Raw genomic sequence first — 25995 nt, 5'->3', positions numbered from 1 at the left:
GCGGGCGCTACGGGTATGGCGCAGTACGCAGATTCCGCGGGTGCTGCGCGTGTCGCTCCGGACCTGGACCCGGCGTCAGCCCGCGAGCAGCTGCTTCACGACGGCGGCGACACGGCCGCCCTCGGCCTGCCCGGCCACCTTCGGGTTCACGATCTTCATGACGGCACCCATCGCGCGCGGGCCCTCGGCACCGGCCGCCTTCGCCTCCTCGACGGCCTGGGCGACGATCTGCCGCAGCTCGTCGTCGGACAGCTGCTTGGGCAGATAGGTGGCGAGCACCTCGCCCTCGGCACGCTCACGCTCGGCCGACTCGGGGCGCCCGCCCTGCGCGAAGGCCTCCGCGGCCTCACGCCGCTTCTTCGCCTCGCGGGCGATCACCTTCTGCACTTCATCGTCGGAGAGTTCGCGCTTGGTCTTGCCCGCGACCTCCTCGTTGGTGATCGCGGAGAGGGTGAGCCTGAGCGTCGAGGAGCGGAGCTCGTCGCGCCCCTTGATCGCGGCGTTGAGGTCTTCCTGCAACTTCGACTTGAGCGTGGTCATGCCGTCAAGTGTCGCAGGTGCGGTGACGCGGACGCCTGTTGATTTCGCAGCGCGCCCGGCCGGGGACCGGAGTCCCGTACGGGAACGGGTCGTTCACGGTCGCACGGCCGGCCTCGTACGGGCCGTGCGAGCCGGTCTCCCCTGTGGTCCGTGCGGGGCTTCCGGACTGTCCACAGCCGGGTAAGAGCGCTCACCGGAGTCTGACACGATGGACGTATGCGCGCGCGATACGGAGTACCCCTGGGAATCACGGCGGTGGGCGCCGCCGGTCTGCTGTACTCGGCGGGGTTCGAGGCCCGTTCCTTCCGGCTGCGACGGGTGACCGTCCCGGTCCTGCCGCCGGGGATGCGGCCGCTGCGCATTCTCCAGGTCTCGGACATCCACATGGTGAGCGGACAGCGCAAGAAGCAGCGCTGGCTGCGCTCCCTGGCCGGCCTGCGCCCCGACTTCGTGCTCAACACGGGGGACAACCTCTCGGACCCGGAGGGCGTGCCCGAGGTGCTGGACGCGCTCGGCCCCCTGATGGAGTTCCCCGGCGCCTACGTCTTCGGTTCGAACGACTACTACGGCCCCACGCTCCGCAACCCCGCCCGGTACCTGTTCGAGAAGGCGGCGGGCCGTCACGGGCTGAACGGCAACAAGCCGGTCGTGGGTGCCGTCCACAACCCGTGGGAGGACCTGCGCGACGGGTTCGACAACGGGGGCTGGCTGAACCTGACGAACACCCGGGGGACGCTGAAGATCGACGGCTCGGAGATCGAGCTGACCGGGCTCGACGACCCCCACATCAAGCGTGACCGCTACGCGCGCGTGGCCGGCGGCCCGTCCGCGTCCGCCGACTTCTCGATGGGCGTGGTGCACGCCCCGTACCTGCGCGCCCTGGACGCCTTCACCGCCGACGGTTACCCCCTGATCCTGGCGGGCCACACCCACGGCGGCCAGATCTGCCTCCCCTTCTACGGCGCCTTCGTCACCAACTGCGACCTCGACACGGACCGCGTGAAGGGCCTCTCCCGGCACACGGCAGAGGGCCGGACCTCGTACATGCACGTCTCGGCCGGCTGCGGCGCGAGCCGCTACACCCCGGTCCGCTTCGCCTGCCCGCCGGAGGCGTCACTGCTGACGCTGGTGGAGCGGGGCTAGGGAGCCCGCGGAGGTCCTGATCCGGCCCCGGGTCCGCGTACTGGACGTACGGGGGCCCGGGGCCGGAAACGTCACGGAGCGCCACCGGCACGACCGCGACCGACAGCCCCGACCGAACCAGGCCACACCGGTCACCGGCTCCGCCCCGCCTCCGTCACTGCACCGGCGCCAGCGCCGGGACCGGGATGCAACGACACCCCAGACGGCCTGGACGCCCGAATGTCAGAGTGTCCCGGAGACCCTGCCGTAACCCACCCAGTCGATACATATCGCCCAAATGCCCCGACCCGCTTAGCGTGAGGGCATGATCAACCCCTTGCCGAGGGACATACCCGATCTCCCCGCGATACCGGGGATCCTCCCGTCGACCCACCCCTTCGTCCCCCCGACGGCGGTGATGACTCCCGCCCGGCGCCCGGCCGCGGCGGCGTACCGCCTCCTGGTGGCCCTCGCGGCGGCGACGGGCGTGGCCATCGAGCTGAAGCTGGGCTCGCCGCTCCACGTGCTGAGCTACTTCACGATCCAGACCAACCTGCTCGTCGCCGTCGTCTTCGCGGTGTCGGCACGCCGGGCCTGGTCGGCACGCAGGCCGCTGCCCGCGGCCCTGACCGGCGGCACGTTGATCTACATCTCGATCACCGGCCTGGTCTACCACCTGCTCCTGGCGAACGAGTCGACCCCGTTCTCCATGACCGGAGGCACCGGCACGCCCGCCGGCTGGCAGGCGGTCGCCAATCAGCTGCTCCACACGGTCACACCGATCGCCGTCGCCCTCGACTGGCTGCTGCTGACACGCCCGGCTCCGTTGGCGTTGCGCAGCGCGGCGACATGGCTGATCTACCCCCTCGTCTACCTGGCCTTCTCCCTGGCCCGCGGAGCGATGCTGAGCCCTGGAACACCGGCGCGCTACCTCTACCCCTTCGTCGACGCCGACCGGCACGGCTACGGGGGCGTCCTCGGCAACACCGCCGTCCTGGGCCTCGCCTTCTACGCCCTGGGCCTCTTCATCGTCGTCCTCGACCACCTGCGCCCCGACCCGGTACGACGCCGCGTCCGACGCCCACAAAACCGGATTTCGTCTCAGGCCACCGGTGGGCTAAAGTAAACGACGTCGCCGCGAGAGCAGCGACAATCGGGGTGTAGCGCAGCTTGGCAGCGCGCTTCGTTCGGGACGAAGAGGTCGTGGGTTCAAATCCCGCCACCCCGACAGCCGAAACACCAGGTGAGGCGCCTACTGAATTCAGTAGGCGCCTCACCTGTTTCTGTGTGCGTGTCCAACTGCGTGACTACCTCTCCACGACTAACAGCATCCCGGTCGCACAGGGTGAACCCGCGCCGGGGCATCACCGGCACCGGACGGTCCCACGGGATCACACCGAGCCGCACCGTCGTCAGACTCTCGACCGCCAGGAGGAGGAAGCTTCCTCGGTTGCGGGCGCCGACTCCACCTCGGCCAGCGCCTCCCGGAGCGCGGCAACAGCAGCGGAGTCCAGGTCGAGGGCCGGCGACAGGCGATCGAGGACGTCACGGCTCGGCACCATCCGACCGTTCTCCACCTTGGACACCGTCGGCTGCCCCACTCCGGCCCGCTGCGCCAACACAGCACCGGTCAGGCCGACATCCACGCGCAGAGCCCGAAGACGTGCCCCCGGCGCCCGCATTCGCTCCTGCCGCTCACTCCCCGTACCCAGCGTTCTCACCACAGAGCAGCAAGCTCCGGATGCCAACGGCCGTGATCACCGTTCTCTGGTGCCCTTCGAGCTACCACCCCTCCTCGGAGGGGCCGACAACGTGACCGTCGACCTGCGCCGCCAGCCACGCCGCACGCTCGTCATGCCCAGGGCGTGCATGGATGAATACGGTGTGCTCGGGCGCCCACTTCTCGCAGTGAATCGTGTGGCTGTTGCACGCGACCTGCAACTCAGCGTACTTGTACTCCTCGCCCAGCCCGAGTTCAGGCACAGCCGGCCACTCCAAGTCGTGCCAGAGGATGTAGCACGTTGTGATGTCCGCCCAGGTTCGCAGGGCTTGACTCCCCTGCGAGGGGGTGGCAACGCCCCATGTCAGCATTGCCGGAAAACCGACACCACCCTCTCCGTACCACCTGACATTCGCTTCCGGGGAGGCCTCGGTCAGACGTCGCAACTCGTCGTCATCACTGGCCCAAGCCTCCAGATAGCAGCCGCTCGGCTTGTACCAGAGCGCGACCGACAACAGCCTCTCCGCGAGCGTCAACGCCTCGGCCAGATCCGTCGTCCGCAACACGGGCCATGCCTCTGTGTTTCCCATCCGCGGCATCCTGCCAGAGTGATCGTTCCGTCTGCCAAGGCCTTTACAGCCGGTTCGAACCCCGCAGCAACACGCGCCAGATGACGCCACAACGTCAAGCATCAACCGAGACAGGACAGGACCACCAGCGGGACCGTGATTCAAACTTCCTCTACTGGTTCAAGCCCCGGCTGCACCGGCGCGCGTCCACTGTGGATAGGGCCGGAGGCTATGAGTCGATCACCGCACAGAGCGGCCACGGTCAAGGAAGGGGTACGCGCGTGCTGCTGACGTGGTTCTTTCCGCCGAGGCGTAGAGCCGCATGCGCTGTCAAGCCTCCGTGCAACGGCTGACACCAGCGGCTGACACCAACAAGCGCGAACAGCAGCGATCGGCGTCGGACCTCAACGGACGATCGGCCCAGGCGCAGGACCGGTTGACCGACATCGCCGGTCCCCTGTGATCGACCCGAAGAGGATGAGGCCACAGGTTCAAATCCTGTGCCCAGCGCGAGACCCGACTCGCCGGAAGCTTACGGGGCCATGACCATTCGCCCCATGACGGCTCCCGCCCAAACTCGCTCCGCCGAACGCGGTCGTACGCTGACCACTCATTCGCGAGAGACGGGAGCAGCGCATGTCCGGTAGACCATCCATCGGCGAAGCGGCAGACCTCCTTCGGGCGGAACTGCGCGCGAGCCGGCTGTCGAGCCCTGCAACGACTGATGACGCATGGTCTGCCTTCATCCGCTTCGGCCGGATGCGGTTCGGCACGGCGGATTCGCCCGACGTCGACGGTCTGCTGTTTCAGTATGGGGTGTACACGTTCGATGGTCCGGACGGGTTCTCACTCGACCTCACGCGCCAATTCGAAGTGCTGGACGAGAACGGCGGCCATGCCCACTTCGTCCAAGTCCACTGCGAGCTGATCTACGAGCCGGTACCGGCTTTGGTCGCTCTGGGGGATTTCACCTCTTGGTTCTTTCACGACTCAGGTGAGGATCTGGGGCGGTGGCTGGAAGCCCTCACCGCTCGGGATGCCTGGGCAGCCATCCGTGAGCAGAGACCGATGAAGGTCGAGGTCTACCAAGAGGCCGTCTAGGCAGCGTGCCCCCTGCGTGCCCGGTCGAGCGGGTAGCCACGGGGAACGGCGGTCGTCGACGGGCACCGGGCAGCAGAGCGGCCCCTGTGCGACCGGTTCGGTGCCGAAACTCCGTCCCCGGGTTGTGGGCGTTGAACCTCATACAGGACCGGTACGCCTCTGTCAGTAGTCAGTGAGGTCCACGATCACATCGCAGTGCGGATCGTCGGAAGGTTTGTGCAGATTTTCGTTCGCCAGGAAAGCGGGGGAAACCATGGCACCGAGCAGGCCGGGCCCTGTATGGCTGATCAGCACGTCCACACCGTACGTAAGATCCCGCTCAGGTGAACGGAAATAGAGGCGCATACCGTCGTCACCCGTGATGACCGCCCCGATGAAGAGCGGCTTCCACGACACATGCATCGTGATGAAGGAACGAACGAGATCGAGCAGACGGGACGTGGCCGCCTGCTCAATGTCTGGTTCAGGAGAGTTCACAGCCTGGCCCATGCCGGACATTTGTTTCCCCGCTGGTTATGGCAGTACGCCGTGATGACGCCGATTTTCTGACCGCGACCTGCATTATAGTGGCCGTCCGGGGTTTTCTGCGTGTATTGCACGACAACGGTGATCTTCACTTGCCTCGGCCTCGGCCCCGTCTCGATCTCGACAGCGTCGTACTCCAGGTGACCGTGGTGATCGTTCCGGTCCACTCGGCCATGCAGGGCCGCGTAAAGGGTGGAGCACTTCTTGATGTTGTGACGACCGGTGAAGTGATACCAGCCCAGCTCCGAATTTCCGTAGCGGGTGACGATATGCCTGCCCTCCGGGTCGTTCGTCTGACACTTGACCCGCTGGTCCCACGGGTGCGGTACTACGGGCATGGGAGCAGCGCCGGCAGTCCCCGCCATGAGCGAAGCGCCGAATGTGACGGCGGCGGCGAGCGTCATGGTTTTCTTCATGAAAATGATCGCATCATTAACCTCCGACAATCAACAGACACCTATCGGACAAATTGCCGGATTGAGCAAAGCTGCTTTTCGTCTGAATTTCAACTGCCTGCAATGCAGACTCGCAGCAGCGCAAAGCGCGGACGAGTACGGACCATCGTGGGATGTGAAAGGCACACTGACCCGAGGGCAAGCGCTGATCCGAGCTGCTTCGAGACGAAACGGGCTCCGTGCCACGGCCGTGCCACATCGTGCGGTCAACCACGGTCAACGACGGCTCGCCGCAGTCGAGATGCGCCGTTCGCTTGGGCTGCCGCTGTGGGCGTAGCGACCTGGGCGAACACGTCGCCGACCTCGACGCTGTTGCCCCCGAACGTGATCCCCGGCTGGCCGTAGAGACACTGGCTGGAGTCCGAGGCAGGTGAGACGTAGTAGGGCCCCCTTGGACGGGCGCGCCGCTGGCCGAACCCGCCAGGGCAGGGGGCACCCCATGCGCCACCGGCCCTACACTCCAGCCCCATGCCGCCCCAGAACCAGCCCGCAGGCTCCATCGATGAACAGTTGTCGACCATCGACACTCTGATCACCCAGCCGTTCCCCGAAGGGAAGGGGGACGCGAAGACGGAACACGGCTGGGGCGGGGCCGGTTTCCACATAGCCATCCTGCGAGCAACCCAGGATTTCTGGGAGGACCGGAGCCCCGAAATCGTCGAGCCGGCGATAGAGGAGCTGGAAGTCGACCTCACTGCACTGGCCGGCATTCTGACCGAGCGTTGGGGCGATCCGACCACGGTCGACCTGTGGCCGTACCTCGGACTCGACGACCCGGACTACCCCAACACCGAGCCCGTGCCTGAGCCTTTGCTCTCCTTGTGCGGCCTCGCCGCCGACTTGCTGGCATGGCGGATACCGTGCACCGGCCGTTGGCTCGGGCTCACGATCGGCCAGGCCGACAGAGAGTTCCCGTTCGAACTCCTCGCCGCCGTCGGCGAGGAGTCCTCGTTCCCACAATGAGCGACATCGCCACCCACACCGCAGCCCCGCTCGCGCCATCGTCCACAGGACGCTGCGCTACGACAGGCCCGATACAGGACCGTCGCATCATCCTGCGCTTTTCCCCGCGGCCAACGCCGGCCGTCAGGGTCGCCTGCCCCGGCTTCCCGAACACGGTGGATCAGCCCATCGGGCCAGACCGGCCTCGAAGAGGTACGACGCGCCGGTACGACGGTCCGCCAGGGCTCGCGGCTCACCGTCGGATGCTCCCAACCGAGGACGGGATCCTGTGCGTGCCCGGAGCTGGCGCCTGCCCGAACGAACGTCGACCACGAAGAATCCGGCAGCCTCGCGGAAGAGGGCGGCCGCGGGCGAATCATGCGACCGCACGCTTGCGTCGCTGGTTCCGGTCTTGCACGAAACAGGGAGAGTACTGCGTGTTTGTGGCGAGGACGTCCGGCCGAAGCGCGGCGGTCGACGACGACCGCCGCGAGTTCACGCTCTTGGGCAGGAGACAGTCCAGCGGGCTGGACCTCGCACGCCCGGTCACCACGGGCGTCCGGTCCCGCGCGGTTCTGGAACTGCAACAGAACTATGGTCGTCTGCAGTTCAGGGCTCTGGTGGGTGGCGAGTTCGTGCCTGGAGAGGGCGACCGGATCGCCTGGCGGGTCAGGTGCTGGGAGACGGTCCGGCCAACTCCACAGCGGGGGCTGCTGCCCGGTGCGCTGCTGCCGGGCCTGCCCGCGGGGCTGGATCACGCCGCGGCGATGGGTCTGTGGGCAAACCTCAACGCCGGGGTCCTACCAGCCGGCCAGTTGGTGATCGACCGGGCGGGCTACAACCGGGACTCCTCCCCCGCATTGTTCACAACGGCCGTCGGACTCCTGGTACACGTCCTGTTGGCGGGCGTCTTCGGATCGCCCTCGGAGCCTGTCATCAGATCCTGGGTAGTCACTGGCCGAATTTCGGAAAGCTGCGACGGTGGGCCAGGCCGTAGGGATCCGCCCCTGTCACGGAGCGCACACACCACACGATTGTCGAAGGCCAAGATCGCTCTCAGGGCAACCCACCCGGCCGTCCCCGCTTGCTCGGGCTGACGCCGGCGGCCCACACCAGCGGCCGACACCAGCCGCTGACACCGGCAAGCGCGAACGGCCACGGCCGAGACCCGACCCCACTGCGCGAGCGGCCGAGGCTCAGGGGCCGTAGATCATCGAAGGCGAGGAATGCCATGCGGAGAGCGGTAGTCGTGTCCAAGGTCGTACTCACGGTGCTGGGTACGTGGCTGGCGCTCGTGCTGGCGATCGCGCTTCCAGCCCTGCTTCCTGAGCGGTGGGAGTACTACATGATCTCCCCTGCCAGCGTGGGCCTGTGGATGCTTTCCATGCTCGTGGGACCCGTCGCAGTCTGCTGGAGGCTGCGCTCCTGGATACGTACGGTTCCCGGTGATCCGCAGCGGCCGGGCAGCTGACTCGCCGGTCCTGCGTCGACGCTCAGGCCTCGGGTGCCCGTTCGACGTGCTCGAGGGGGATGTCGATGCGGGTGTCGTCTCCGAAGATCTGCACGATCAGCTGGACACGGCGACGCTCCCGGTCGACGGAGCGAACCGGCCCGGTGAACTGTGCGAAGGGGCCATCGGTCACCAGGACGGTGTCTCCTGGCTGTGGCTCCGAGGCACTCGACATGGTCACTCCCCCAGCACGGCGGCCGCCCTACGACGACGGCAGCATAGTTCGAGGGTCCTGGCCGGGTTCCTCAGGCATCCCCCCCAACGGGCCCCGCCGTGTCAGTCGTTGAGGACCGAGCCGTACCTCGGGGTGCCCGTCGTGGAGACCCCGGTGGCCGATGGGCCGAAGGCGAGTGCCCCGGCCGTCGTCGGTCCGGAGGCGGCGGATCACGGTCGGCGTCTGGGCGGCGTCGGGACCGCCCGGGCCGCCGTACCAGACGGAGATCTGACCGCCCTTGTGGCCGGACGTCTTGGACCCGCCGGGGTCCGTGGGGTCGCCGAGGACCACGTCGCCGTAGCCGTCGCCGTTGATGTCACCGATCGAGCCGTACTGACCGTCGGCGTTCGGCAGGACCTTCATCACGTGCCGGTAGCCGGTCCAGGTGAAGTAGAGGATGTCGCCGCCCTCGTCGTCGCCGTCGACGAGGAAGGGGTAGATGCACTCGGCGGCGCGGTCGCCGTTCAGGTCGCCCGCGAACACAGTGGTGGTGGTGCCCAGTTCACCGACCCGGAGGTTACTCACCGGGGTACCTGAGGTGCGGACGCCGACGGTGGCCGTGCCTGGCGGGCATCCGTAGTCCATGGGCTGCGGATCCCTTGTGTTCGACGCGAGTTGCCCCGCGGTTCACAGGAGAGCGGCAACCAGGAGACCTGAACCGGGGCGAAAAGGTTGTACATGAGTTGACGTCACCGGGCGTTCCGTAAACCCCTTGCTCCCTTGTCGGAGGCAGGCACTAGAGTGCGGCGCGTTGCGTCATGTTCACAGCAACCGCACAGAGCGTGGCCGGCCTCCGGATGTCCGGGGCAGCGGGGCCGCGCCCTTCCCGTGGGGGGAATCCAGCAGTGAGAACACGCTCTTTGGTGTCGGCGGCCGTGTCCGCCGCACTGGGCGCCGCGCTCCTCGCCGCGCCCGCGCTGGCGTACGCCGCCGACGACGGCACGCCCGGGCAGAGCACGGCGGCCACCGCGGCCACGGACCCGACGACCGGTCCGACGGCCGGTCCGACGGCGACGGACACGCCCACCGCCGCCCCGTCCGACACTCCCTCGGACACCCCGGCCCCGACCGACCCGCCCGCCGGCGAACCGACGGCCACCCCGACCGACCCGCCCGTCGACGAACCGACGCCGACCCCGTCCGACCCGGCCTCCGGTACCCCGACGCCCGGTCCGAGCGGCAGTGCGTCCGGCGACGGCACCGGTGCCCCGGTGTTCGGCGACGTCGGCTCCGACCCTTCCGACACCGGCTTCCTCACGGTCGCCGTCTCCTCCGACTCGGCGGTCACCGAGGTGTCCGCCGACCTGACCGAGCTGCGCGGCGCGAACCCCGCGACCGTCGCCGTCACCGGCTTCACGCTCGTCTCCGGCACGCCGCAGGACGGCGTGTGGCGCTCGCCGCGCATGTCGGGGCTGCCTTCGTACGGCACCTACGACGTGACGGTGAGCGCCGAGGACAGCGACGGCGACAGCACCACGGCGGCGGGCGTCACCACCGTGGACGTCGAGCCGAAGCCGGTCTTCGCCGACCGCAGCATCAGCCCCGACGTGCTGGACGTGGAGCACGAGCACGTCACCCTCAGCGGCCGTATCTCGGTCTTCGACCCGATCACCGGTGACACCTCGCCGCTGGCCGGGAAGGCGCTGAACGTGGTGGCCGAGTACTCCTACAGCGCCGTCACCGCCGCCGACGGCAGCTACGCGATCGACGTGGCGCCGCGGCTGAACGGCGAGAACGCCACCTCGGTGCCGGTCTCGCTCTCGTTCTGGATCGCCGACCCCGACGGCACGAACACCTATGTGCTCGTCGACAGCAAGACCCTGCCGGTCGTGGTCAGCCCGAGCCGGATCCGGCTCGACCACTCCAGTGCGCAGATCAAGTTCGGCGCCAAGGCGTCCTCGTCCGGTGTCGTGGAGTACCTGTACGGCGGCACCTGGCGCCCGGCCAAGGGTGTCGCGCTCGACATGGGCTACTACGCCACGGCGACCAGCGGTACCGGCGGGCGCTTCACGCTCACCGACCCCTACATGCCGTACGACGACGTCACGTTCACGGTCGAGACCAGCCGCGACAGCTACCTGGCCGACCCGTATCTGACCGCCTCGCACGCGCAGTTCAAGGTCGACGTCGTCAACCGGACGAACATCTGCTTCTGTTCGAGCTGGATCGACGCGTACTCCAACCTGCACGTCCAGGGCAGCATGAACGCCAGCAACGGCAAGGTCCCGCCGAACCACAAGCTGTACCTCCAGCAGTCGGCCGACGGCAGGACCGGCTGGAAGTCGCTGGGCTGGTTCACCACGAAGTCCGACGGGACCTTCAACCTCGACGGGTACGTGGCGGTGCCGAAGGGCTACTGGCGGCTGTACTCGGCGGGTTCGTCGGACTACCAGCCCGGCTACTCCAACTCCGTGCACTTCAACCGCACCGCCACCCGGATCACCGGCTTCAACGCCGGACCCGAGCCGGTGCGCAAGGGCCACACCGTGACCGCCACCGGCACCCTTCAGCGGCTGAGCGGCACGAAGTGGTCCGCGTTCGGCAAGCAGCGCGTCTACATCCTCTTCCAGGCCAAGGGCAAGAAGTCCTGGACGCAGCTGGGCTCGGTCAAGACCGACTCGCACGGCCGCTTCACCGCCCGCTTCACCGCGAAGCAGGACGGCACCTGGGTCGGGGTCTACCTCGCGTCCGGCTCCTACGTGGACGCCGAGAGCTACCACGACTACGTGGACGTGCGCTGACCTGTCCGTCGTGACGACCGACGGCGAAGGGCGCCCCGGAACCTCCGGGGCGCCCTTCGCCGTCACGGCCGTCCTGCGCCGCACCAGGCCTAACGCCCGCGGCGGCGGCCGCCCTTGGAGCGCCCCGGGTACGGGAAGAGGCGCGGGCTGCGCTTGGCGGCCACGTCCTCGATCCAGCCGAAGAGCAGGATCGCCAGGCAGATCAGCGGGACGGCGAGCGCCAGCGGGGTCCACTGGCTGGCCAGCAGCCACTGCGCGTGGTCGTAGAGGAAGCTGTTGTTCCACAGCGGGTCGATCAGCGGCTCGGTCAGCACCAGGGCGAAGGAGTGCCACAGGTAGACCGTGACCGCGCGGGAGTTGAGCAGGCTGATCACGCCGTTGAACCGCTCCAGCGGCTTGGGCCACTGTTCCCAGGACGGGCTCAGATGGAGCAGCAGCAGGACGGCGCCGAACGACCAGATCGCCTGGGCGACCGGCACCGCTTCCAGGTCGTGCCCGATCCGGGGGTTGTCCACCGGCGACCGCAGCAGCCACCACAGGCCGAACATGAGGACCAGCGGCGCGACGGACGGCACGATGTACTGCGGGATCCTGCGGAGCAGCCCCTCCTGGTGGGCCATGCCGAGGAGCCAGCAGGAGCCGAAGGTGGTGAAGTCGGTGGCGGCCTCCATCAGCCGGCCGGACTGGTCGACCAGGCCGGAGTTGACGACGAAGGCGAGCACCAGCGGCACCAGCAGGGTGACCCAGGGCAGCTTCCGCATCGCCTTGAGCAGGAGCGGCGACAGCAGGACGTACCAGAGGTAGGCGCGCAGGTACCACAGCGGCACACAGATCTGCTCGGCCCAGGAACTCGGCAGGTGCCCGCCGAAGGTGTGCAGCGTGGCCCCGAACGGCGGCTCGCTGAACGGCAGGACCCAGTAGGCCAGGTCGGCCCACCACCAGTCGGGGTGGTGGGCGGCGTCGGGCCGCCAGCCCTGCCACAGCATCAGCGGCACCACGACCGCGCCGAACAGCCACATCGGGGGCAGCAGACGGCGCAGCCGGCCGCGGATCACGCTCAGCGCCGGCCGGTTGAGGGACCGCACCATCAGCGACCCGGCCAGCGCGAACATGACGCCCATGGAGGGGAAGACGATCGGCAGCCAGGTCCAGCTGAAGTTGTGATAGATCACCACGCGGACCAGGGCGAGCGCCCTCAGCAGGTCGAGGTAGCGGTCACGGCCGGGCTTTCGCGCGGGCGCCGGGGCTGCCTCCTCGGGCTCCGGTCCGCGCTGCGTGGGGATCAGGGCCGGGTCCGTCACCCGCAGGGCGACGGTGTCGGAATAGCTCCGGGCGCCGTAGGCACCCCGTTCTGCCGTACTCATGAAGACATCGCCCCCGTCGTGACATCGAGCCCCACCTCGCCGGTGCGCTTCAGCTTCTGCCAGCGCAACCGGCCTCCCGTCAGAGCGGTGATGGCGGACTGCATCAGCACCATGTACATGAGCACCCGGTAGACCACCTGCTGGGCCGGCAGCGTGATCAGATGCCACGCCTTCTCCTTGTCCAGGCGGAAGGACCACCAGGCGCAGACGGCCTGGAGGGCCATCACCGCGAACCAGGCGGCGAGGGTCTTGTAGGCGTCGACGAAGACCACGCCGTAGACCATGCCGATGTCGAAGGCGGGCGCGAGCAGCGGGGTGACCACCATGAACAGGGCGACGAACGGCAGGCCCACGCGGCCGAAGTGGCCGGCCGGGCCGCGCTCCAGCAGGGCGTGCCGGTGCTTCCACATCGCCTGCATGGTGCCGTAGCTCCAGCGGTACCGCTGCGACCACAGCTGCTTCATGCTGACGGGCGCCTCGGTCCAGGCCCGGGCGTTCTCCGCGTAGACGACCCTCCAGCCGGCCCGGTGCAGGGCCATGGTCACGTCGGTGTCCTCGGCGAGGGTCTCGTCGCTCATGCCGCCGGCCTCCTCCAGCGCGGAGCGGCGGAAGCCGCCCACGGCGCCGGGGATGGTCGGCATGCAGTTGAGCACGTCGTACATCCGGCGGTCGAGGTTGAAGCCCATCACGTACTCGATGTGCTGCCAGGCGCCGATCAGCGTGTCGCGGTTGCCGACCTTGGCGTTGCCGGCGACCGCGCCGACGCGCGGGTCGCCGAACGGCTGGACCAGCTCCCGCACGGTGGAGGGCTCGAAGACCGTGTCGCCGTCCATCATGACGATCAGGTCGTACGAGGCGGCGGCCACACCGGTGTTGAGTGCGGTCGGCTTGCCGCTGTTGGGCTGCCGGATCAGCCGGACCATCGGCAGGTCGAGTTCCTCGACGATGGCGGACGTGTCGTCGGTCGACCCGTCGTCGACCACGATGACCTCGATGGGGTAGTCGCTCGCGGCCAGGGAGAGCAGGGTGTTGGTGATGCACTCCTGCTCGTTGTACGCGGGGACGACCACGGTGACCGGTTCGGTGACCGGGTCACCCCAGGAGAAGCCCGGCTTGCGGATGCGCCGCACATGGATGGCCGAGAGCAGCAGCATCAGCACGAACCGCGCCATGACCAGCGCGCCGACGACCGCGAGCAGGCCGACCAGGAACGGCATCAGCCACACCGAGAAGGTGGTGCACCACAGGAAGGCCTTGCCGACCCACAGGTTGTAGCTGGTGACCTTCGTGTTGGCGGAGCCGGTGCCGAGCGCCTCGCCGGTGGTCTTGAAGGTGTAGCCCTGGGCCTTGAGCTTCTCGATGATGATCGGCAGCGCGGTCAGCGTCTGCGACCGGTTGCCGCCCGCGTCGTGCAGCAGGATCATCTCGCCCTGGCCGGGGAGGTCGGGCATGGCGGCCTTGACGATGGAGTCGACGCCGGGGCGCTTCCAGTCGTCGGTGTCCTTGTTGATGAAGGTGGTCAGGTACCCCTCGGACCCGGCCTGCTTGGTCACCGGCCACGACCAGTCGTCCAGCGCGTCCACGGTGGAGGAGTACGGCGGGCGGAACAGGCTGGAGTGGATGCCGGCGACACCGGCCAGCGCGAGCTGGGTCTCGCCCAGCTCCCAGGTGAGCCGGCTGCCGGAGTGCAGCGCGAGGTCGGGGTGGGTGAAGGTGTGCAGACCGATCTCGTGCCCGTCGGCCACGATCCGGCGGATCAGGGCCGGGTTGCGGGTGACCATCGAGCCGGTGACGAAGAAGTCGGCGCGGACGTTCTCCTTCTTCAGCACCTTGAGGATCTTCGGCGTCCACTGCGGTGACGGTCCGTCGTCGAAGCTGAGGACGACCGTCTTGTTCGGGATCGTGTAGCTGACCGGTTTGGCGTTCTTGTCGCCGCGCGCGTCGACGACCGGGCCGCCCTCCAGCACGCTGGTCGGGACGGTGACCTTGTCCACCGACGTGGCGATGCGCTCGTCGTGGAAGACCTCGTTGTTCGCCATGCCCCGGAGCACCATCAGGGCCAGCAGGGTGGTCAGGACGGTCACCGGCAGAAAGAAGCGCAGCGGAGGCGCGGCGAGGCGGCGCGGCCGGGCGAGGGACTGCCGGGGGCGCTGATGGCGGGAGCGGGACATGGACTTCCTGGTCGGTCGCGTCTGGCTGCTGCGTCGGTCTCGTGCGGCTACTGCGCGGGGGCAGTCACGGGGCTCGACGCCGCCGTACCGGCTGTCGTCGTCGCGGAGGTGTGGGTGGTGCCGGTCGTGCCAGTGGTGTCGGTGGTGCCGGTGGTGGAGCCCGAAACCGCTGCGCCGGCCGCGGCTGTCGCGGTGGCGGACGGGACGGTTCCGGCGAGGGAGCCGGTGGTACCGGAGGTGGTGGCGGAACCCGTCCCGGCCGTGCCGGTCGTCCCGGTGGCCGACGGGGTGCCGCCGGCGAGGGAGCCGGTGGTGCCGGAGCCGGCCGCTGTGGCGGTCGCGCTCCCGGCGGCACCGGGGGCCGCGGGGAGCGGCGCGTTCAGGTACTGGCTGGGCGGTGTGGTGTCGGCGGTGACGGGGACGGTGAGCGCGGGCGCCTGCGACTGGGTTCCGACCAGGCCGGAGGCCATCGCCACCACGCACCCGGCGCAGAGGATGCCCACCAGCCAGCCGAGTCCGCGCAGACGGCGACCGCGCTGACCGGTCTGGTCCACAAAGACGGGAGCCGGCTCGACCTCCGTGGAGGTACTGGTCATCGACAGCCTCGAGCCTTCGTTCATCGCGTTACGTCCGCCTGTTCGGCAAGCCGATGGCAGTGAGTAATACGGAAAAGTGATGTATGTGCGAGGAAAGGGAGATCATTCAACCAACCCCCGACCATGCGGCTAGATTAGTATGCAGATTCCGTGAATGTCACGCAGGTCTCGTAGAGTCCCGGCGACGTCGCTTGCTTCCTGCCCGATGGGACCTGACGCATGGCCATACCCCGCCGCCGCAGCCGCGTGACGGTCGCCGCGATCCTGATGATCGCCGTCTCCTTCCTGGCGGACGCCTGCGGCGGCACGGGAAGCGCGGGCGGAGGCGGAGGCGGCTCCAAGGCGGGTACGGGCGCCGCGCGGTCCGCGCACTACCAGGTCACGCCCCTGCTCAGGCCGTCCGGCCGCGCGCTGGGGGTCGTCGACGACAAGACGCCCTGGCAGTACGACATCGTCACCACGTTCGCCGAGGAGGCCGGGCGGACTCCGGACATCCGCGAGTACTACAGCTCCTGGGGCGACGACTTCGACACCGAGGGCAACGCCTTCCTGTGGCAGCACGGGCAGCTGCCGATGATGGCGCTCGTGCCCTCCGACACCTCGCTCGCCGACATCGGCAAGGGCGCGGACGACGACTACGTCCGCCAGCTCGCGGACCAGATCGCCGCCTACGACGGCCCGTTGGCCCTCTCCTTCGCGGGCGAGATGAACGGCCCGTGGAACTCCTGGGGTCCCGGGCACGCGAAGCCCGCGGACTTCGTCGCGGCCTGGAAGCACGTGCACAGCATCTTCGCCGAGCGGGGCGTCACCAACGTGATCTGGGTGTGGACCCCGCACGTGGTCGACTCGGGAACCACCGCGAAGCTGCGCCCCTACTACCCGGGCAGCGCGTACGTCGACTGGGTCGGCCTCATCGGCTACTACGGGCCCATCGACGGCGTCGCCTTCTCCAGCCTGTTCGCCCCCACCCTGCACGAGATCGCGGGCTTCTCCGGCAAGCCGGTGCTGATCGCGGAGACCGGGGTGGCGCAGAGCGCGGGTAAGGAGGCCCACATCCGTGACCTGTTCCAGGGCGCCGCGAAGGCCGGTGTCATCGGGCTCGTCTGGTACGACCAGCGCAAGGACTGGCCGGGCGGCAAACAGCTGATGGACTGGCGGATCAAGACGTCGGTGGGTGCGCTGGCCGCTTTCCAGGTGGAGTCGTCCCGGAACAAATTCGGTCATTCGTTCAAGAGCGGCTGAGTTAGCGCAATTCGGGGAATTCGGGCCGAAGCCCGTAGGAAACGTATTTATCACGGTGCATCACTGCGGCTGGCGCAAACGGATGCCCGACCAGGGGAGATCACGGAGATGACGACGGAATCGTCGCCGGGGCAGGGGGCTCCGCAGGAAGACCTCGACTGGGCCTTCCGGCCCCGCACGCCGGCCACCGGTCCGCGCCCGCCGCACCGGGAGGAGCAGCGGGCCTACGGGGACGAGCACCGGACGCAGCGGGAGGAGCACCGGGCCCACGGGGACGAGCACCCGTCTCACGGGGACGGCCGGCCGGCATACCGCCAGGAAGAGCGGACGTACCAGGACGAACAGCCGACCTACCGGCAGCAGTCGCGGCCGGCGTTCCGCGACGACCGGCCGAGCTACCGGGCACCGCAGCAGCCGACGCGGCGGGAGGACCCGGCCGCCTACCGGCAGGAGCAGCAGGAACAGCAGGCGCGGCGGAACGACCAGCGGACGTACCGGCAGCAGCAGCCGCAGCGGGACGACCGGCAGGCGTACCGGCAGGAACAGCCGACGCAGCACGACGAACAGCGGGCCCACCGGCAGGATCAGCGGGCGTACCGCGACGACCGGCGGACGTACCAGGACGAACAGCGGGCCCGCCAGGACGAGCGGCGGACGGCTGCGGCCGGGCAGTGGGACGACGGATGGCCGGCCCAGCCGCACGGCGGATCCGACGGCATCCGCTGGGACCAGACCATGCCGATCCGGACCCCCGAACCCCGCACCGGCGCCCATGAGTCCCTGGACGAACAGGACCGCCGTACACCCCCGCGCACCCCGCACGGCGGTGAGCCGGCGCACCACGAGCCCCGGCACCCGCAGCCCTCCGCGGGCGCGGGCGAACCGCCCAGGAAGCGCAGGTGGGTCGGCCGGATGGCGCTCACCCTCGTCGTCCTCGCCGGCGCGGGCGGGGCGGCCGCCGTCCTGTTCGAGCAGGAGGACGCCGCCGCCGTCGCCTCCAAGCAGCTGACGCGGCAGTGGCAGATCCCGGCGCCCGCCGCCGACGACGCGCTGATCGGCAGCTGGCTCACCGACAAGCTGCTCGTGCGGGCCAGCAGCCAGGGCGGTCTGCGGGCCTACGACCTCACCGACGGCAAGCAGGTGTGGAGCACCAAGCCTTCGGCGTCCACCAAGCGCTCGGCTGCCGCCGGATCCAACGGGTCCGCCGGGTCCGCCGGGTCCGCCGGGTCCGCAGAATCCAACCCTTCCGCCGGATCAGCCGGATCCACCGACTCCTCCACGGCCACCGGCACCTCCGCGTCCGCCGCGTCCGCCGGCACCGCCGCCCCCCGTGGCGACGTCCCCTGCGCGATGTCGCCCACGCTCAACGCCAAGGGCATCGGCACCGTCGCCTTCGGCAAGGACGGCAGCACCTGCACCCTGCTGGCCGGCGTCGACGCCGCGACCGGGAAGATCCTCTGGTCCATGCCGCTGACCAGCGCCAAGCACCCCGCGGCGGCGACCGCCTCGACCTACGTGCAGGGCAACGTCGCCACCATCGTCAGCGAGAACTTCCTCGGCGGTGTCGACGTCCGCACCGGCGACCGGGTCTGGGGCTACAAGGCCCGCGGCCACTACTGCAACGCCTACGACTGGGGCGCCGACGGCACGGTGCTGGTGGACGACTTCTGCCTCGACCAGAAGTCCCGGTTCACCCTCACCGCGTACGACGGCCGGACCGGGAAGGTGATCTGGCGGAAGGCGGAGAGCGCCCACTCGGACGTGACGCACATCCTGTCCGGCTCCCCGCTGATCGCCTCCGTCCACACCGCCCGCCAGGACGCCGTGCGCGTCCTCGGCCGCTCCGGCAGCGGCCGCAAACTGGCGGTGGGCAACGACGAACTCACCACCGGGAACGGCACCGGCGCCGACCACTCCGCCCGGCTCTACGGCAAGGTCCTGGTCACCCCGGCCACGGCCGCCGGCAACACGCTGATCGACGCCTTCGACACCACCACCGGCGCCAAGCTCTGGACCGCCCGCTCGGCCGCGCTCGCCGTCCCGGCGTCCGGCGCGCACGACAAGGTCTACGCGGTCACCCTGTCCGGCTCCCCGCAGCTCATCAGCATCGACCCGCGCACCGGTCGCACCACCCCGGTCGCCGGACTGCCGGTGGGCGGCGGCAAGTGGAACTTCACCTCCGGCACCGTGTACGTCACCCCGGACGGCGGTGTGCTGGAACTCAACGCCCTCGGCTCGAACGGTGGGGTGAGGCTCTACCGGTAGGAGCCTCTCCGGATCCGGGTCCGTGGTGGGGCCCGGCGCGGCTCTCCCCTGGGAACCACCGTCCCCGTGCGGCAGTCTTCTCCTTCGTGGGGAATCTTCCGTCTCAGAGCGCGCCGGGTGACGCCGCCGAGCACATGGTGGTGGCAGGGGACGACGCCCTGGCCCATCGGCTGGCCGCCGAACTGCGCGGGGTGTACGGCGAGCGGGTGACCCTGGTGGTGCCGCCCGCGCAGCGCGGTGTGCTGCCGCCGGTCGTCGGACGGGCGCGGGCCACCGCCCTTTTCGACCGGGTCTCGGCCGCGGTGAACCGGGCCTCCGGAAACGGGAACGGGGGCGGGACGGGCGACGAGCCTCCCGGGGCCGAGCGGCTCGTGGAGGCCGCCGAGCTCGGCGAGGCGGCGCTCACCTACGCGGGCGTCGAACGGGCCACCGCGCTCGCCCTCGTGTACGACGACGACGAGACCAACATCCGCGCCGCGCTCACGGCCCGCCGGCTCAACCCGCGGATCCGGCTGGTCCTGCGGCTCTACAACCGGCGCCTCGGCCAGCACATCGAGGCCCTCCTCGACCAGGCCTCGGCACTGGCCGCCGCGGCCGACGGCACACCCGGCGGCCCGGACCCCGCCGGAGGCGCACCGGGAAGGCCCGGCTCACGGGGTCCCGGGAACGCCGAGGCCTACGACGCCTCCACCACCGTCCTGTCCGACGCCGACACCGCCGCGCCCGCGCTCGCCGCGACCGCCGTGGCCGGCACGAGCAAGGTCGTCCAGACCGACGGGCTGATGCTCCGCGCCGTGGAACGCCCGCCTCCCGGTCCGGGCCAGGTCGCCGATCCGGGCCTGTGCACACTGGCGTTGCTGTCCGCCACGACCAACGACCCGGCCGGTGCCGACGGTTCGGAGGGCAGCGGGGCGCAGGGTCCCCAACTCCTGCCCGACGAGAGGGCGGTGGCGGCCGCGACCGGACGCGGGACCGTCGTCCTGGAGAACGTCGCCTACTCGGGGCCCGAACTGAACTCGGGCCGGGGCGTCGTGCCCTGGTTCGGCTCGCTGCTGTCGCGGCGGCTGCGCCTGTCGTTCGCGGGGCTCGTCGCGTGCGTGGTGGGGCTCGCCGTGGCGTCGATGCTGGTCACCGGGGAACGTCCGCTCCAGGCGACCTATCTGACACTCCTCGACCTCTTCGCCATCAACAACCCGGCCATCGGGGAACCCCTCGGACGGCAGATCCTCCAGCTCTGCTCGGGGATGGTCGGGCTGCTGCTCCTGCCGGTGCTGCTCGCCGCGGTCCTGGAGGCACTCGGCACCTTCCGCGGCGGCTCCGCCCTGCGCAAGCCGCCGCGCGGGCTGTCCGGGCACGTGGTGCTGCTCGGGGTCGGCAAGATCGGCACACGGGTCCTGGCGCGGCTGCGCGAGCTGCGCATCCCGGTGGTGTGCGTGGAGGCCGATCCCGAGGCCCGCGGGCTCGCCCTCGCCCGGCGCCTGCGGGTGCCCGTGGTGCTGGGCGACGTCACGCAGGAAGGAGTGCTGGAGGCCGCCAAGATCCACCGGGCGCACGCGCTGCTGGCGCTGACCAGCGCGGACACGATGAACCTGGAGGCGGTGCTCTCCGCCCGTACCCTGCGGCCCGATCTGCGGGTCGTCCTGCGGCTGTACGACGACGACTTCGCGACCGCCGTGTACCGCACCCTGCGGGCCGCGCATCCCGGCGCGCTCACCCGGAGCCGCAGCGTGTCCCATCTGGCCGCGCCCGCGTTCGCCGGGGCGATGCTGGGACGTCAGATCCTCGGGGCGATCCCCGTCGAGCGGCGGGTGCTGCTGTTCGCCGCGGTGGACGTGGGCGGACACCCGCAGCTGGAGGGGCGCACGGTGGGAGAGGCGTTCCGGGCGGGGGCGTGGCGGGTGCTCGCGCTGGACACGGCGACCCCCGAGGAGCGCCGGGCGGCCGCGACGTCCTCCCCCGGCGGCCCCCGGCTGGTCTGGGACCTGCCGTCCACCTATGTCCTGCGACCCGAGGACCGTGTGGTGCTCGCCGCCACCCGGCGGGGGCTGGCGGAACTGCTCGGCCGGCGCCCCCGGCAGCGGGCGGGGACACAGCCGTGACACACCACCCCTGACGCACCACCACCGACCCACCCGGCACGGGCCGGTCCCGGGGCTCCGGCGGAGCCCCGGGACCCTCCCGCGTCGCCTGGGCGTCAGCGGCCCAGGTGCCGCTCCGCGAAGTCGAGCTCCAGGCGGACCTGCTTGATGCGCTCGTCGACGACCAGGGAGCCGTGGCCCGCGTCGTAGCGGTAGACCTCGTGCACGGCCTCGCGGGCCGCCAGGCGGGAGACGTAGTTGTCGATCTGGCGGATCGGGCAGCGGGGGTCGTTGACACCGGCCGAGATGTACACGGGGACCTTGACCGCGTCGACGTAGGTGAGCGGGGAGGACGCCTCGAAGCGCTCGGGGACCTCTTCCGGGGTGCCGCCGAGGAGCGTGCGGTCCATGGCCTTCAGCGCCTCCATCTCGTCGTGGTACGCCGTGACGTAGTCCGCGACCGGGACGGCGGCGATGCCGAGGGCCCAGGCGTCCGGCTGGGTGCCGACGCCGAGGAGGGTGAGGTAGCCGCCCCAGGAACCGCCGGTGAGGATCAGCCGGGCGGGGTCGGCCAGGCCGGAGGCGACCGCCCAGTCGCGGACCGCCGCGATGTCCTCCAGCTCGATCAGGCCGACGCGGTGCTTGAGCGCGTCGGTCCACTCGCGGCCGTACCCGGTGGAACCGCGGTAGTTGACCCGGACCACCGCGTAGCCGTGGTCGACCCAGGCCGCCGGGCCCGCAGCGAACGAGTCGCTGTCGTGCCAGGTCGGGCCGCCGTGGATCTCGAAGACGGTGGGCAGCGGGCCGGTGGCACCGGCCGGCTTCTGGACCAGGGCGTGCACGCGGCCGCCGGGCCCCTCGACCCACACGTCCTCCACCGGGACGGACCCCGGGGACTTCTCGCCGGGCGGGTCCAGGACGATCTCGCCGGTCGTCGAACGGACCACGGAGGGCTCGGCCGCCGAGGACCACAGGTACTCGACCGTGCCGTCCGGGCGGGCCGTCGCCCCCGAGACCGTGCCGGGCGGGGTCGGGACCTCGGTCAGCTCGCCGGTGGCGAGGTCGTAGCGCCACAGATCGCTGCGCGCCTCGAAGCTGTGGGCGATGAGCAGGCCCGAGCCGTCCGGGTACCACTCGGCGGCCACGTCACCGGGGAGGTCGAGACCCAGGTCGGTCTGCGCGCCGGTCGCCACGTCCCACACCAGGGGCTCCCAGCGGCCCCGCCGCTGATGCCCGATGAGCAGCCGGCCGTCCCCGTCGACGGGGGCGAAGCCCAGCACCTCAAGACCCAGCTCGACGGTGCCGCCCTCGGTGTCGTCCAGCTCGGCGACCGCCGAACCGTCCGGGCGCAGCACCCTGAGCGCCGAGTGCATCGCGTCGCCGTGCTCGGTGTGCTCGACCGCGATCAGCGAGCCGTCGTGCGAGAGGTCGCCGACCCCGGCCGACTCGCGGTGCCGGTAGATCTCCACCGGGGCCTCACCGGCGCGGGCCACGTGGATCGTCGATCCGTCGTCGTCCGTCGAGCGGCCCACCACGGCCGTACGCCCGTCCCGGCCGATGGCCAGGCCGGCCGGGTACGACGGGTCGAGGCCGGGGACCGCCGGCTCGTCGACCTCGCCCGGGACCAGGGGCGCGTCGAAGGCGCGGCGCCGCCAGACGCCGAACTCGTCCCCGTCCTTGTCGTCGAACCACCAGATCCACGCGCCGTCGGGCGAGAGCACCCCGTCCGTCGTGCCGTTCGCCCGGTGGGTGACCTGGCGCTGCTCACCCGTCTCGCGGTCCCATGCGTACAGCTCGTACGTCCCCGTCGCGTTCGAGACGAACAGGGATCGGTGCGGGGCGTCCTCCGCCCAGTCCGGCAGCGACACCCGCGGTGCCCGGAAGCGCTTCTCCCAGTCGGGCATGTCTGCCTGCCGCGGCTCGGTGGACCTGGTGCTCTCAGTCATGGCCCCATAGTGCCTGGCCCGGCCCTCCTCGCGCCGACGAGGTCCCCAGCCTGTGGAAAACTTCCCCGCCGCCGCCCGCCCCGGCGTCACGGAACGGGCCCCACGACCGAGTCCCGCCGGGCCGCCCCGTACCGTGGACGGCGTGTACCGCTTCCTGCTGACGCCCCGCTGGTGGGGGATCAACGTCTTCGTGCTGTTGGCCATCCCCTTCTGCATCTTCATGGGGTCGTGGCAGTTGGGGCGGTTCGAGGACCGGGTCCGCGAGCACAGCACCGCGCAGGCCACGGCCTCCACGGCCCGGACGGAACCCGCCCGCCCGCTGGCCGCGATGCTCCCCGTGACCGTGGAGACGTCCGGCAAGCAGACCACCGCCACGGGCCGCTACGGCAAGCAGCTGCTCGTCCCCGGCCGGGAACTGGACGGCAGGAGCGGGTACTACGTGCTCACGCTGCTGCGGGTCGACGGCGGCAAGGCGCTGCCCGTCGTCCGGGGCTGGCTGCCGGGCAGGGCCGACCCCGCGAAGGCCCCGGCCGCGCCCAGCGGAGAGGTCACGGTCACCGGCGCGCTCCAGGCGTCCGAGAGTCCCGGGTCGAACGGCGTCAGCGCGGCCGGAGGGCTTCCGGCGGGGCAGACGGCCGCGATCAGCGCCGCGTCGCTGGTGAACCTGGTGCCGTACACCCCGTACGACGCGTGGATCACGCTCGACAAGGCCGACTCCGGGATGAAGGCGGTGCCCCCGGCCGCGCCCGACAACACCGGACTCGACCTCAAGGCGTTCCAGAACCTCGGCTACACCGGCGAGTGGTTCGTCTTCGCGGGCTTCGTCGTCTTCATGTGGTTCCGCCTGCTGCGCCGCGAGGTGGAGTTCGTCCGTGACACCGAGCTGGGGCTGCTCCCGGACTCGCCGGACACCGGAGCCACGACCCCGGCACCGTCCGCCACGGCCTGACCGACGCACACGGACCGACACCCGAGGTCTGACGCACACGGCCCGACACCCACCGCCCGACGCCGCGGGACGGAACCCGGGCTCCCGGGCGGACCCGGGAGCCGGGATCCGCCCGAGGAGCGGGAGTCCCTCAGGAGTCGGTCGGGGTCCGTCAGGACGAGGCCAGGATCCCCGTGTGGTACACCGTGCCCGCGCAGGCGGCGGCCACGGTCACCGACGCCGTCGCGCCGCCCGTGGACGCCGTGCTGGAGACCACGACCGAACCGTCCACCGTGCCGTCCTCGACGAAGAGCTGCGGCGCCGGCCCTGCCACCGCCGAGCCGGCCGTCGTGCCGCCGGTGTCGGTGGCGCCCTGCGTCGGGGTCGGGTCCGGCGTGGGCTCCGCCACGGTCGGACACGTCGACGAGGGGACCCAGGCGAACTTCACCACGTACGAGGTGCCCGGCTGGAGCACCAGCGAGGTGACCTCCGTGGACGGGTCGGGCAGCCCGGTGGCCGCGTCGCCCCCCACGTGCGTCGCCACACTGATCTTCGCGGGGTCCGCCGCGCCCTGGGCCAGCGCGCCGACCGTGCCGGCGCCGGTGACCGTACAGGCGGCGGTGGAGACGTTCGAGACGGTGAAGGAGCCGTAGACCGCGCCGACGGAGTCCGGTGCGGCGGCCGTGCCGGAGGCCCCGCCGAGCTGGCCGGCCGTGCAGGCGGGCGCCGCGGAGGCGGAGGCCGAGGGATCGACACCGCCCGTGGCGGCGCCGTTCGCGCCCTTGTCCGAACCGCCCGGCGCCTCCGTCCTGCCGTCGGAACCGGCGCGGGACGTACCGCCCGAGCCGCCCGCGTCCCTGCCGGAGCCGCCGTTCGCGCCCTTGCCCTGGTTCGTGCCGCCCTGGGCCTGGGAGCTGTTGGCCGCGATGGACGGGTCGGGGTTCGACCCCGAGGAGTTGGCGACGTGCACGAACGCGGGGATCGCCGTGCCCATGAAGAGCGCCGCCGCCGCCATGCCGACCACGGCCTGCCGCTTGCGGGCGCGCCGGGCCGGTACCGCCCTGCGCAGATGGTCCAGGGTGCCGTCGGCGGGTTCGATCTCCTGAACGGCCTGGTGCAGCAGCCGGCGCAGCGCCAGCTCGTCGCCGCCGAGCCCTTCGGGTCCCAGTCCGTCCATGTCCGGTGTTCCGGGCTGTTCGTCGGGGCCGTGGTTCACATTTCCGTTCCCAGCGTGCGATTGCTTGTGCTCGTGTTCCGGGCTCCCCTGGTCCTCGGGGTGCCGCCGGTCGTCCTTGCCACTCATGCCGAGGCCCCCATGGCGACGCGGAGCGCGGCGATGCCCCGCGAGCCGTACGCCTTCACCGAACCCAGCGAGACACCGAGCGTCTCGGCGACCTGAGCCTCGGTCATGTCCGCGAAGTAGCGCAGGACCAGGACCTCGCGCTGACGGCGCTGGAGCCCCTTCATCGCCTTGATCAGGGCGTCGCGCTCCAACTGGTCGTACGCGCCTTCCTCGGCGCTCGCCATGTCGGGCATCGGCTTCGACAGGAGCTTGAGGCCGAGGATGCGCCGGCGCAGGGCCGAACGCGACAGGTTGACGACGGTCTGCCGCAGATAGGCGAGCGTCTTCTCCGGGTCCCGGACGCGTTTGCGCGCCGAGTGCACCCGGATGAAGGCCTCCTGGACGACGTCCTCGCAGGAGGCGGTGTCGTCGAGCAGGAGCGCCGCGAGACCGAGGAGCGAGCGGTAGTGCGCCCGGTAGGTCTCGGTGAGATGGTCGACGGTCGTGCCCGCCGCCAGGCTGTCCTGGGCGCCGTCACGCTGACTCGGGATGCGGGCGGGCCGCGCTGAGGGCATGGGCGCGATCACCGGCATGCCGCCGGGCGCGCCGGGGCTGCGGGGTCGGCGGGGTGGACGCAGGGCCATGCCCCTTGTCTGGACCGCGGTGAATTCGAGTACCTCTGCC

The 25995-nt window shown here is 70.5% G+C and carries 23 protein-coding genes, 1 tRNA gene and 2 pseudogenes; 12 read left to right on the top strand and 14 right to left on the bottom strand.

The genetic code is table 11. The features are described from left to right. Nucleotides 1-75: 75 nt before the first annotated feature. Nucleotides 76-540: a GatB/YqeY domain-containing protein gene (locus ACFWI4_RS33465; RefSeq protein WP_385398553.1), complete on the bottom strand. Its 465-nt coding sequence runs from the start codon at nt 538-540 to the stop codon at nt 76-78. 216 nt (nt 541-756) lie between these two features. On the opposite strand from ACFWI4_RS33465, the gene ACFWI4_RS33460 reads away from it, so the two are divergent. The 3 genes from ACFWI4_RS33460 (at nt 757) to ACFWI4_RS33450 (ending at nt 2890) form a co-directional block, all read left to right on the top strand. Continuing rightward, nucleotides 757-1683, top strand: coding sequence for a metallophosphoesterase (locus tag ACFWI4_RS33460; protein ID WP_385398550.1), 927 nt, complete (start codon nt 757-759; stop codon nt 1681-1683). Between the two features lie 304 nt (nt 1684-1987). Further along, on the top strand, nt 1988-2788 hold the full coding sequence (locus ACFWI4_RS33455; protein ID WP_387204029.1) for a Pr6Pr family membrane protein: 801 nt from the start codon (nt 1988-1990) through the stop codon (nt 2786-2788). Nucleotides 2789-2816: 28 nt separating this feature from the next. Then, nucleotides 2817-2890, top strand: a tRNA-Pro gene (locus tag ACFWI4_RS33450). Between the two features lie 95 nt (nt 2891-2985). On the opposite strand, the pseudogene ACFWI4_RS33445 reads toward ACFWI4_RS33450, so the two are convergent. After that, nucleotides 2986-3344, bottom strand: a pseudogene (locus tag ACFWI4_RS33445) (helix-turn-helix domain-containing protein); the annotation flags it as partial. Between the two features lie 100 nt (nt 3345-3444). Continuing rightward, a complete protein-coding gene (locus ACFWI4_RS33440) occupies nt 3445-3972 on the bottom strand; it encodes a hypothetical protein (RefSeq protein WP_387204026.1) in 528 nt (175 codons plus the stop codon). A gap of 615 nt (nt 3973-4587) precedes the next feature. On the opposite strand from ACFWI4_RS33440, the gene ACFWI4_RS33435 reads away from it, so the two are divergent. After that, a complete protein-coding gene (locus tag ACFWI4_RS33435; RefSeq protein WP_387204023.1) occupies nt 4588-5052 on the top strand; it encodes a hypothetical protein in 465 nt (154 codons plus the stop codon). Between the two features lie 162 nt (nt 5053-5214). Here the strand turns inward: ACFWI4_RS33435 and ACFWI4_RS33430 are convergent, their stop codons facing one another. Beyond that, nucleotides 5215-5550, bottom strand: a complete 336-nt coding sequence (locus ACFWI4_RS33430) for a hypothetical protein (protein WP_387204020.1) — start codon at nt 5548-5550, stop codon at nt 5215-5217. Then, nucleotides 5526-5993, bottom strand: a complete 468-nt coding sequence (locus tag ACFWI4_RS33425) for a hypothetical protein (protein ID WP_387204017.1) — start codon at nt 5991-5993, stop codon at nt 5526-5528. Before ACFWI4_RS33425 ends, ACFWI4_RS33430 begins: the two co-directional genes overlap by 25 nt. Here ACFWI4_RS33425 and ACFWI4_RS33420 point away from each other — a divergent pair. Both ACFWI4_RS33420 and ACFWI4_RS33415 read left to right on the top strand, forming a co-directional pair. Next, entirely contained in the window at nt 5992-6309 is a 318-nt protein-coding gene (locus ACFWI4_RS33420) for a hypothetical protein (RefSeq protein ID WP_387204014.1), read from the top strand. The genes ACFWI4_RS33425 and ACFWI4_RS33420 overlap by 2 nt on opposite strands. Before the next feature lie 191 nt (nt 6310-6500). Beyond that, entirely contained in the window at nt 6501-6995 is a 495-nt protein-coding gene (locus tag ACFWI4_RS33415; protein ID WP_387204011.1) for a hypothetical protein, read from the top strand. A 71-nt stretch (nt 6996-7066) separates the two neighbouring features. On the opposite strand, the pseudogene ACFWI4_RS33410 reads toward ACFWI4_RS33415, so the two are convergent. After that, nucleotides 7067-7168: pseudogene (locus tag ACFWI4_RS33410) on the bottom strand (integrase); the annotation flags it as partial. A 1037-nt stretch (nt 7169-8205) separates the two neighbouring features. Between ACFWI4_RS33410 and ACFWI4_RS33405 the strand changes: the two are divergent. Then, the gene (locus ACFWI4_RS33405; RefSeq protein ID WP_387204008.1) at nt 8206-8445 is read left to right on the top strand and encodes a hypothetical protein; all 240 of its coding nucleotides are present in this window, start codon (nt 8206-8208) and stop codon (nt 8443-8445) included. Between the two features lie 22 nt (nt 8446-8467). Here the strand turns inward: ACFWI4_RS33405 and ACFWI4_RS33400 are convergent, their stop codons facing one another. Then, complete coding sequence (locus ACFWI4_RS33400; protein WP_387204005.1) at nt 8468-8659, bottom strand: KOW motif-containing protein; 192 nt, start codon at nt 8657-8659, stop codon at nt 8468-8470. Between the two features lie 27 nt (nt 8660-8686). Further along, on the bottom strand, nt 8687-9223 hold the full coding sequence (locus ACFWI4_RS33395; RefSeq protein ID WP_387204002.1) for a hypothetical protein: 537 nt from the start codon (nt 9221-9223) through the stop codon (nt 8687-8689). Between the two features lie 350 nt (nt 9224-9573). On the opposite strand from ACFWI4_RS33395, the gene ACFWI4_RS33390 reads away from it, so the two are divergent. Continuing rightward, nucleotides 9574-11439, top strand: a complete 1866-nt coding sequence (locus tag ACFWI4_RS33390) for a hypothetical protein (RefSeq protein WP_387203999.1) — start codon at nt 9574-9576, stop codon at nt 11437-11439. 89 nt (nt 11440-11528) lie between these two features. On the opposite strand, the gene ACFWI4_RS33385 is transcribed toward ACFWI4_RS33390, so the two are convergent. Genes ACFWI4_RS33385 through ACFWI4_RS33375 form a run of 3 tightly spaced genes read right to left on the bottom strand, consistent with a single transcriptional unit; the run spans nt 11529 to nt 15570 of the window. Beyond that, complete coding sequence (locus tag ACFWI4_RS33385) at nt 11529-12803, bottom strand: acyltransferase (RefSeq protein ID WP_387203996.1); 1275 nt, start codon at nt 12801-12803, stop codon at nt 11529-11531. Continuing rightward, nucleotides 12800-14974, bottom strand: a complete 2175-nt coding sequence (locus ACFWI4_RS33380; RefSeq protein WP_387203993.1) for a bifunctional polysaccharide deacetylase/glycosyltransferase family 2 protein — start codon at nt 14972-14974, stop codon at nt 12800-12802. The genes ACFWI4_RS33385 and ACFWI4_RS33380 overlap by 4 nt, the downstream gene beginning before the upstream one ends. A gap of 47 nt (nt 14975-15021) precedes the next feature. After that, entirely contained in the window at nt 15022-15570 is a 549-nt protein-coding gene (locus ACFWI4_RS33375) for a hypothetical protein (protein ID WP_387203991.1), read from the bottom strand. A gap of 219 nt (nt 15571-15789) precedes the next feature. Here ACFWI4_RS33375 and ACFWI4_RS33370 point away from each other — a divergent pair, with 219 nt between their 5' ends. The 3 genes from ACFWI4_RS33370 (at nt 15790) to ACFWI4_RS33360 (ending at nt 21176) form a co-directional block, all read left to right on the top strand. After that, complete coding sequence (locus ACFWI4_RS33370) at nt 15790-16812, top strand: glycoside hydrolase family 26 protein (protein WP_387203988.1); 1023 nt, start codon at nt 15790-15792, stop codon at nt 16810-16812. Between the two features lie 108 nt (nt 16813-16920). Next, nucleotides 16921-19077: a PQQ-binding-like beta-propeller repeat protein gene (locus ACFWI4_RS33365; RefSeq protein WP_387203985.1), complete on the top strand. Its 2157-nt coding sequence runs from the start codon at nt 16921-16923 to the stop codon at nt 19075-19077. 134 nt (nt 19078-19211) lie between these two features. Then, entirely contained in the window at nt 19212-21176 is a 1965-nt protein-coding gene (locus tag ACFWI4_RS33360; protein WP_387204041.1) for an NAD-binding protein, read from the top strand. A gap of 95 nt (nt 21177-21271) precedes the next feature. Here the strand turns inward: ACFWI4_RS33360 and ACFWI4_RS33355 are convergent, their stop codons facing one another. Beyond that, nucleotides 21272-23101, bottom strand: coding sequence for a prolyl oligopeptidase family serine peptidase (locus ACFWI4_RS33355; RefSeq protein WP_387203982.1), 1830 nt, complete (start codon nt 23099-23101; stop codon nt 21272-21274). Between the two features lie 142 nt (nt 23102-23243). On the opposite strand from ACFWI4_RS33355, the gene ACFWI4_RS33350 reads away from it, so the two are divergent. Then, nucleotides 23244-24050 (top strand): SURF1 family protein, encoded by an 807-nt coding sequence (locus ACFWI4_RS33350; protein ID WP_387203979.1) that lies wholly within the window; start codon nt 23244-23246, stop codon nt 24048-24050. 151 nt (nt 24051-24201) lie between these two features. On the opposite strand, the gene ACFWI4_RS33345 is transcribed toward ACFWI4_RS33350, so the two are convergent. Both ACFWI4_RS33345 and ACFWI4_RS33340 read right to left on the bottom strand, forming a co-directional pair. Then, the gene (locus tag ACFWI4_RS33345) at nt 24202-25332 is read right to left on the bottom strand and encodes a hypothetical protein (RefSeq protein ID WP_387203976.1); all 1131 of its coding nucleotides are present in this window, start codon (nt 25330-25332) and stop codon (nt 24202-24204) included. Continuing rightward, nucleotides 25329-25955 carry a SigE family RNA polymerase sigma factor gene (locus tag ACFWI4_RS33340; RefSeq protein ID WP_361685434.1) on the bottom strand — a complete coding sequence of 209 codons (627 nt, stop codon included), beginning with the start codon at nt 25953-25955 and terminating at the stop codon, nt 25329-25331. The genes ACFWI4_RS33345 and ACFWI4_RS33340 overlap by 4 nt, the downstream gene beginning before the upstream one ends. Nucleotides 25956-25995 lie beyond the last annotated feature (40 nt).

Source organism: Streptomyces sp. NPDC127038, assembly GCF_042725875.1.
Classification (GTDB): domain Bacteria; phylum Actinomycetota; class Actinomycetes; order Streptomycetales; family Streptomycetaceae; genus Streptomyces.
This window is presented reverse-complemented; position numbering and strand designations above follow the sequence as displayed.

What these genes read in the sequence shown, in the direction of transcription:
- ACFWI4_RS33460 (WP_385398550.1), top strand. Translation starts at nt 757, where the DNA reads ATGCGCGCGCGATACGGAGTACCCCTGGGAATCACGGCGGTGGGCGCC.
- ACFWI4_RS33415 (WP_387204011.1), top strand. Translation starts at nt 6,501, where the DNA reads ATGCCGCCCCAGAACCAGCCCGCAGGCTCCATCGATGAACAGTTGTCG.
- ACFWI4_RS33435 (WP_387204023.1), top strand. Translation starts at nt 4,588, where the DNA reads ATGTCCGGTAGACCATCCATCGGCGAAGCGGCAGACCTCCTTCGGGCG.
- ACFWI4_RS33370 (WP_387203988.1), top strand. Translation starts at nt 15,790, where the DNA reads ATGGCCATACCCCGCCGCCGCAGCCGCGTGACGGTCGCCGCGATCCTG.
- ACFWI4_RS33360 (WP_387204041.1), top strand. Translation starts at nt 19,212, where the DNA reads ATGGTGGTGGCAGGGGACGACGCCCTGGCCCATCGGCTGGCCGCCGAA.
- ACFWI4_RS33385 (WP_387203996.1), bottom strand. Translation starts at nt 12,803, where the DNA reads ATGAGTACGGCAGAACGGGGTGCCTACGGCGCCCGGAGCTATTCCGAC.
- ACFWI4_RS33400 (WP_387204005.1), bottom strand. Translation starts at nt 8,659, where the DNA reads ATGTCGAGTGCCTCGGAGCCACAGCCAGGAGACACCGTCCTGGTGACC.
- ACFWI4_RS33365 (WP_387203985.1), top strand. Translation starts at nt 16,921, where the DNA reads ATGACGACGGAATCGTCGCCGGGGCAGGGGGCTCCGCAGGAAGACCTC.
- ACFWI4_RS33430 (WP_387204020.1), bottom strand. Translation starts at nt 5,550, where the DNA reads ATGTCCGGCATGGGCCAGGCTGTGAACTCTCCTGAACCAGACATTGAG.
- ACFWI4_RS33355 (WP_387203982.1), bottom strand. Translation starts at nt 23,101, where the DNA reads ATGACTGAGAGCACCAGGTCCACCGAGCCGCGGCAGGCAGACATGCCC.
- ACFWI4_RS33440 (WP_387204026.1), bottom strand. Translation starts at nt 3,972, where the DNA reads ATGGGAAACACAGAGGCATGGCCCGTGTTGCGGACGACGGATCTGGCC.
- ACFWI4_RS33405 (WP_387204008.1), top strand. Translation starts at nt 8,206, where the DNA reads ATGCGGAGAGCGGTAGTCGTGTCCAAGGTCGTACTCACGGTGCTGGGT.
- ACFWI4_RS33375 (WP_387203991.1), bottom strand. Translation starts at nt 15,570, where the DNA reads ATGACCAGTACCTCCACGGAGGTCGAGCCGGCTCCCGTCTTTGTGGAC.
- ACFWI4_RS33425 (WP_387204017.1), bottom strand. Translation starts at nt 5,993, where the DNA reads ATGAAGAAAACCATGACGCTCGCCGCCGCCGTCACATTCGGCGCTTCG.
- ACFWI4_RS33340 (WP_361685434.1), bottom strand. Translation starts at nt 25,955, where the DNA reads ATGGCCCTGCGTCCACCCCGCCGACCCCGCAGCCCCGGCGCGCCCGGC.
- ACFWI4_RS33455 (WP_387204029.1), top strand. Translation starts at nt 1,988, where the DNA reads ATGATCAACCCCTTGCCGAGGGACATACCCGATCTCCCCGCGATACCG.
- ACFWI4_RS33465 (WP_385398553.1), bottom strand. Translation starts at nt 540, where the DNA reads ATGACCACGCTCAAGTCGAAGTTGCAGGAAGACCTCAACGCCGCGATC.
- ACFWI4_RS33420 (WP_387204014.1), top strand. Translation starts at nt 5,992, where the DNA reads ATGAAAATGATCGCATCATTAACCTCCGACAATCAACAGACACCTATC.
- ACFWI4_RS33380 (WP_387203993.1), bottom strand. Translation starts at nt 14,974, where the DNA reads ATGTCCCGCTCCCGCCATCAGCGCCCCCGGCAGTCCCTCGCCCGGCCG.
- ACFWI4_RS33345 (WP_387203976.1), bottom strand. Translation starts at nt 25,332, where the DNA reads ATGAGTGGCAAGGACGACCGGCGGCACCCCGAGGACCAGGGGAGCCCG.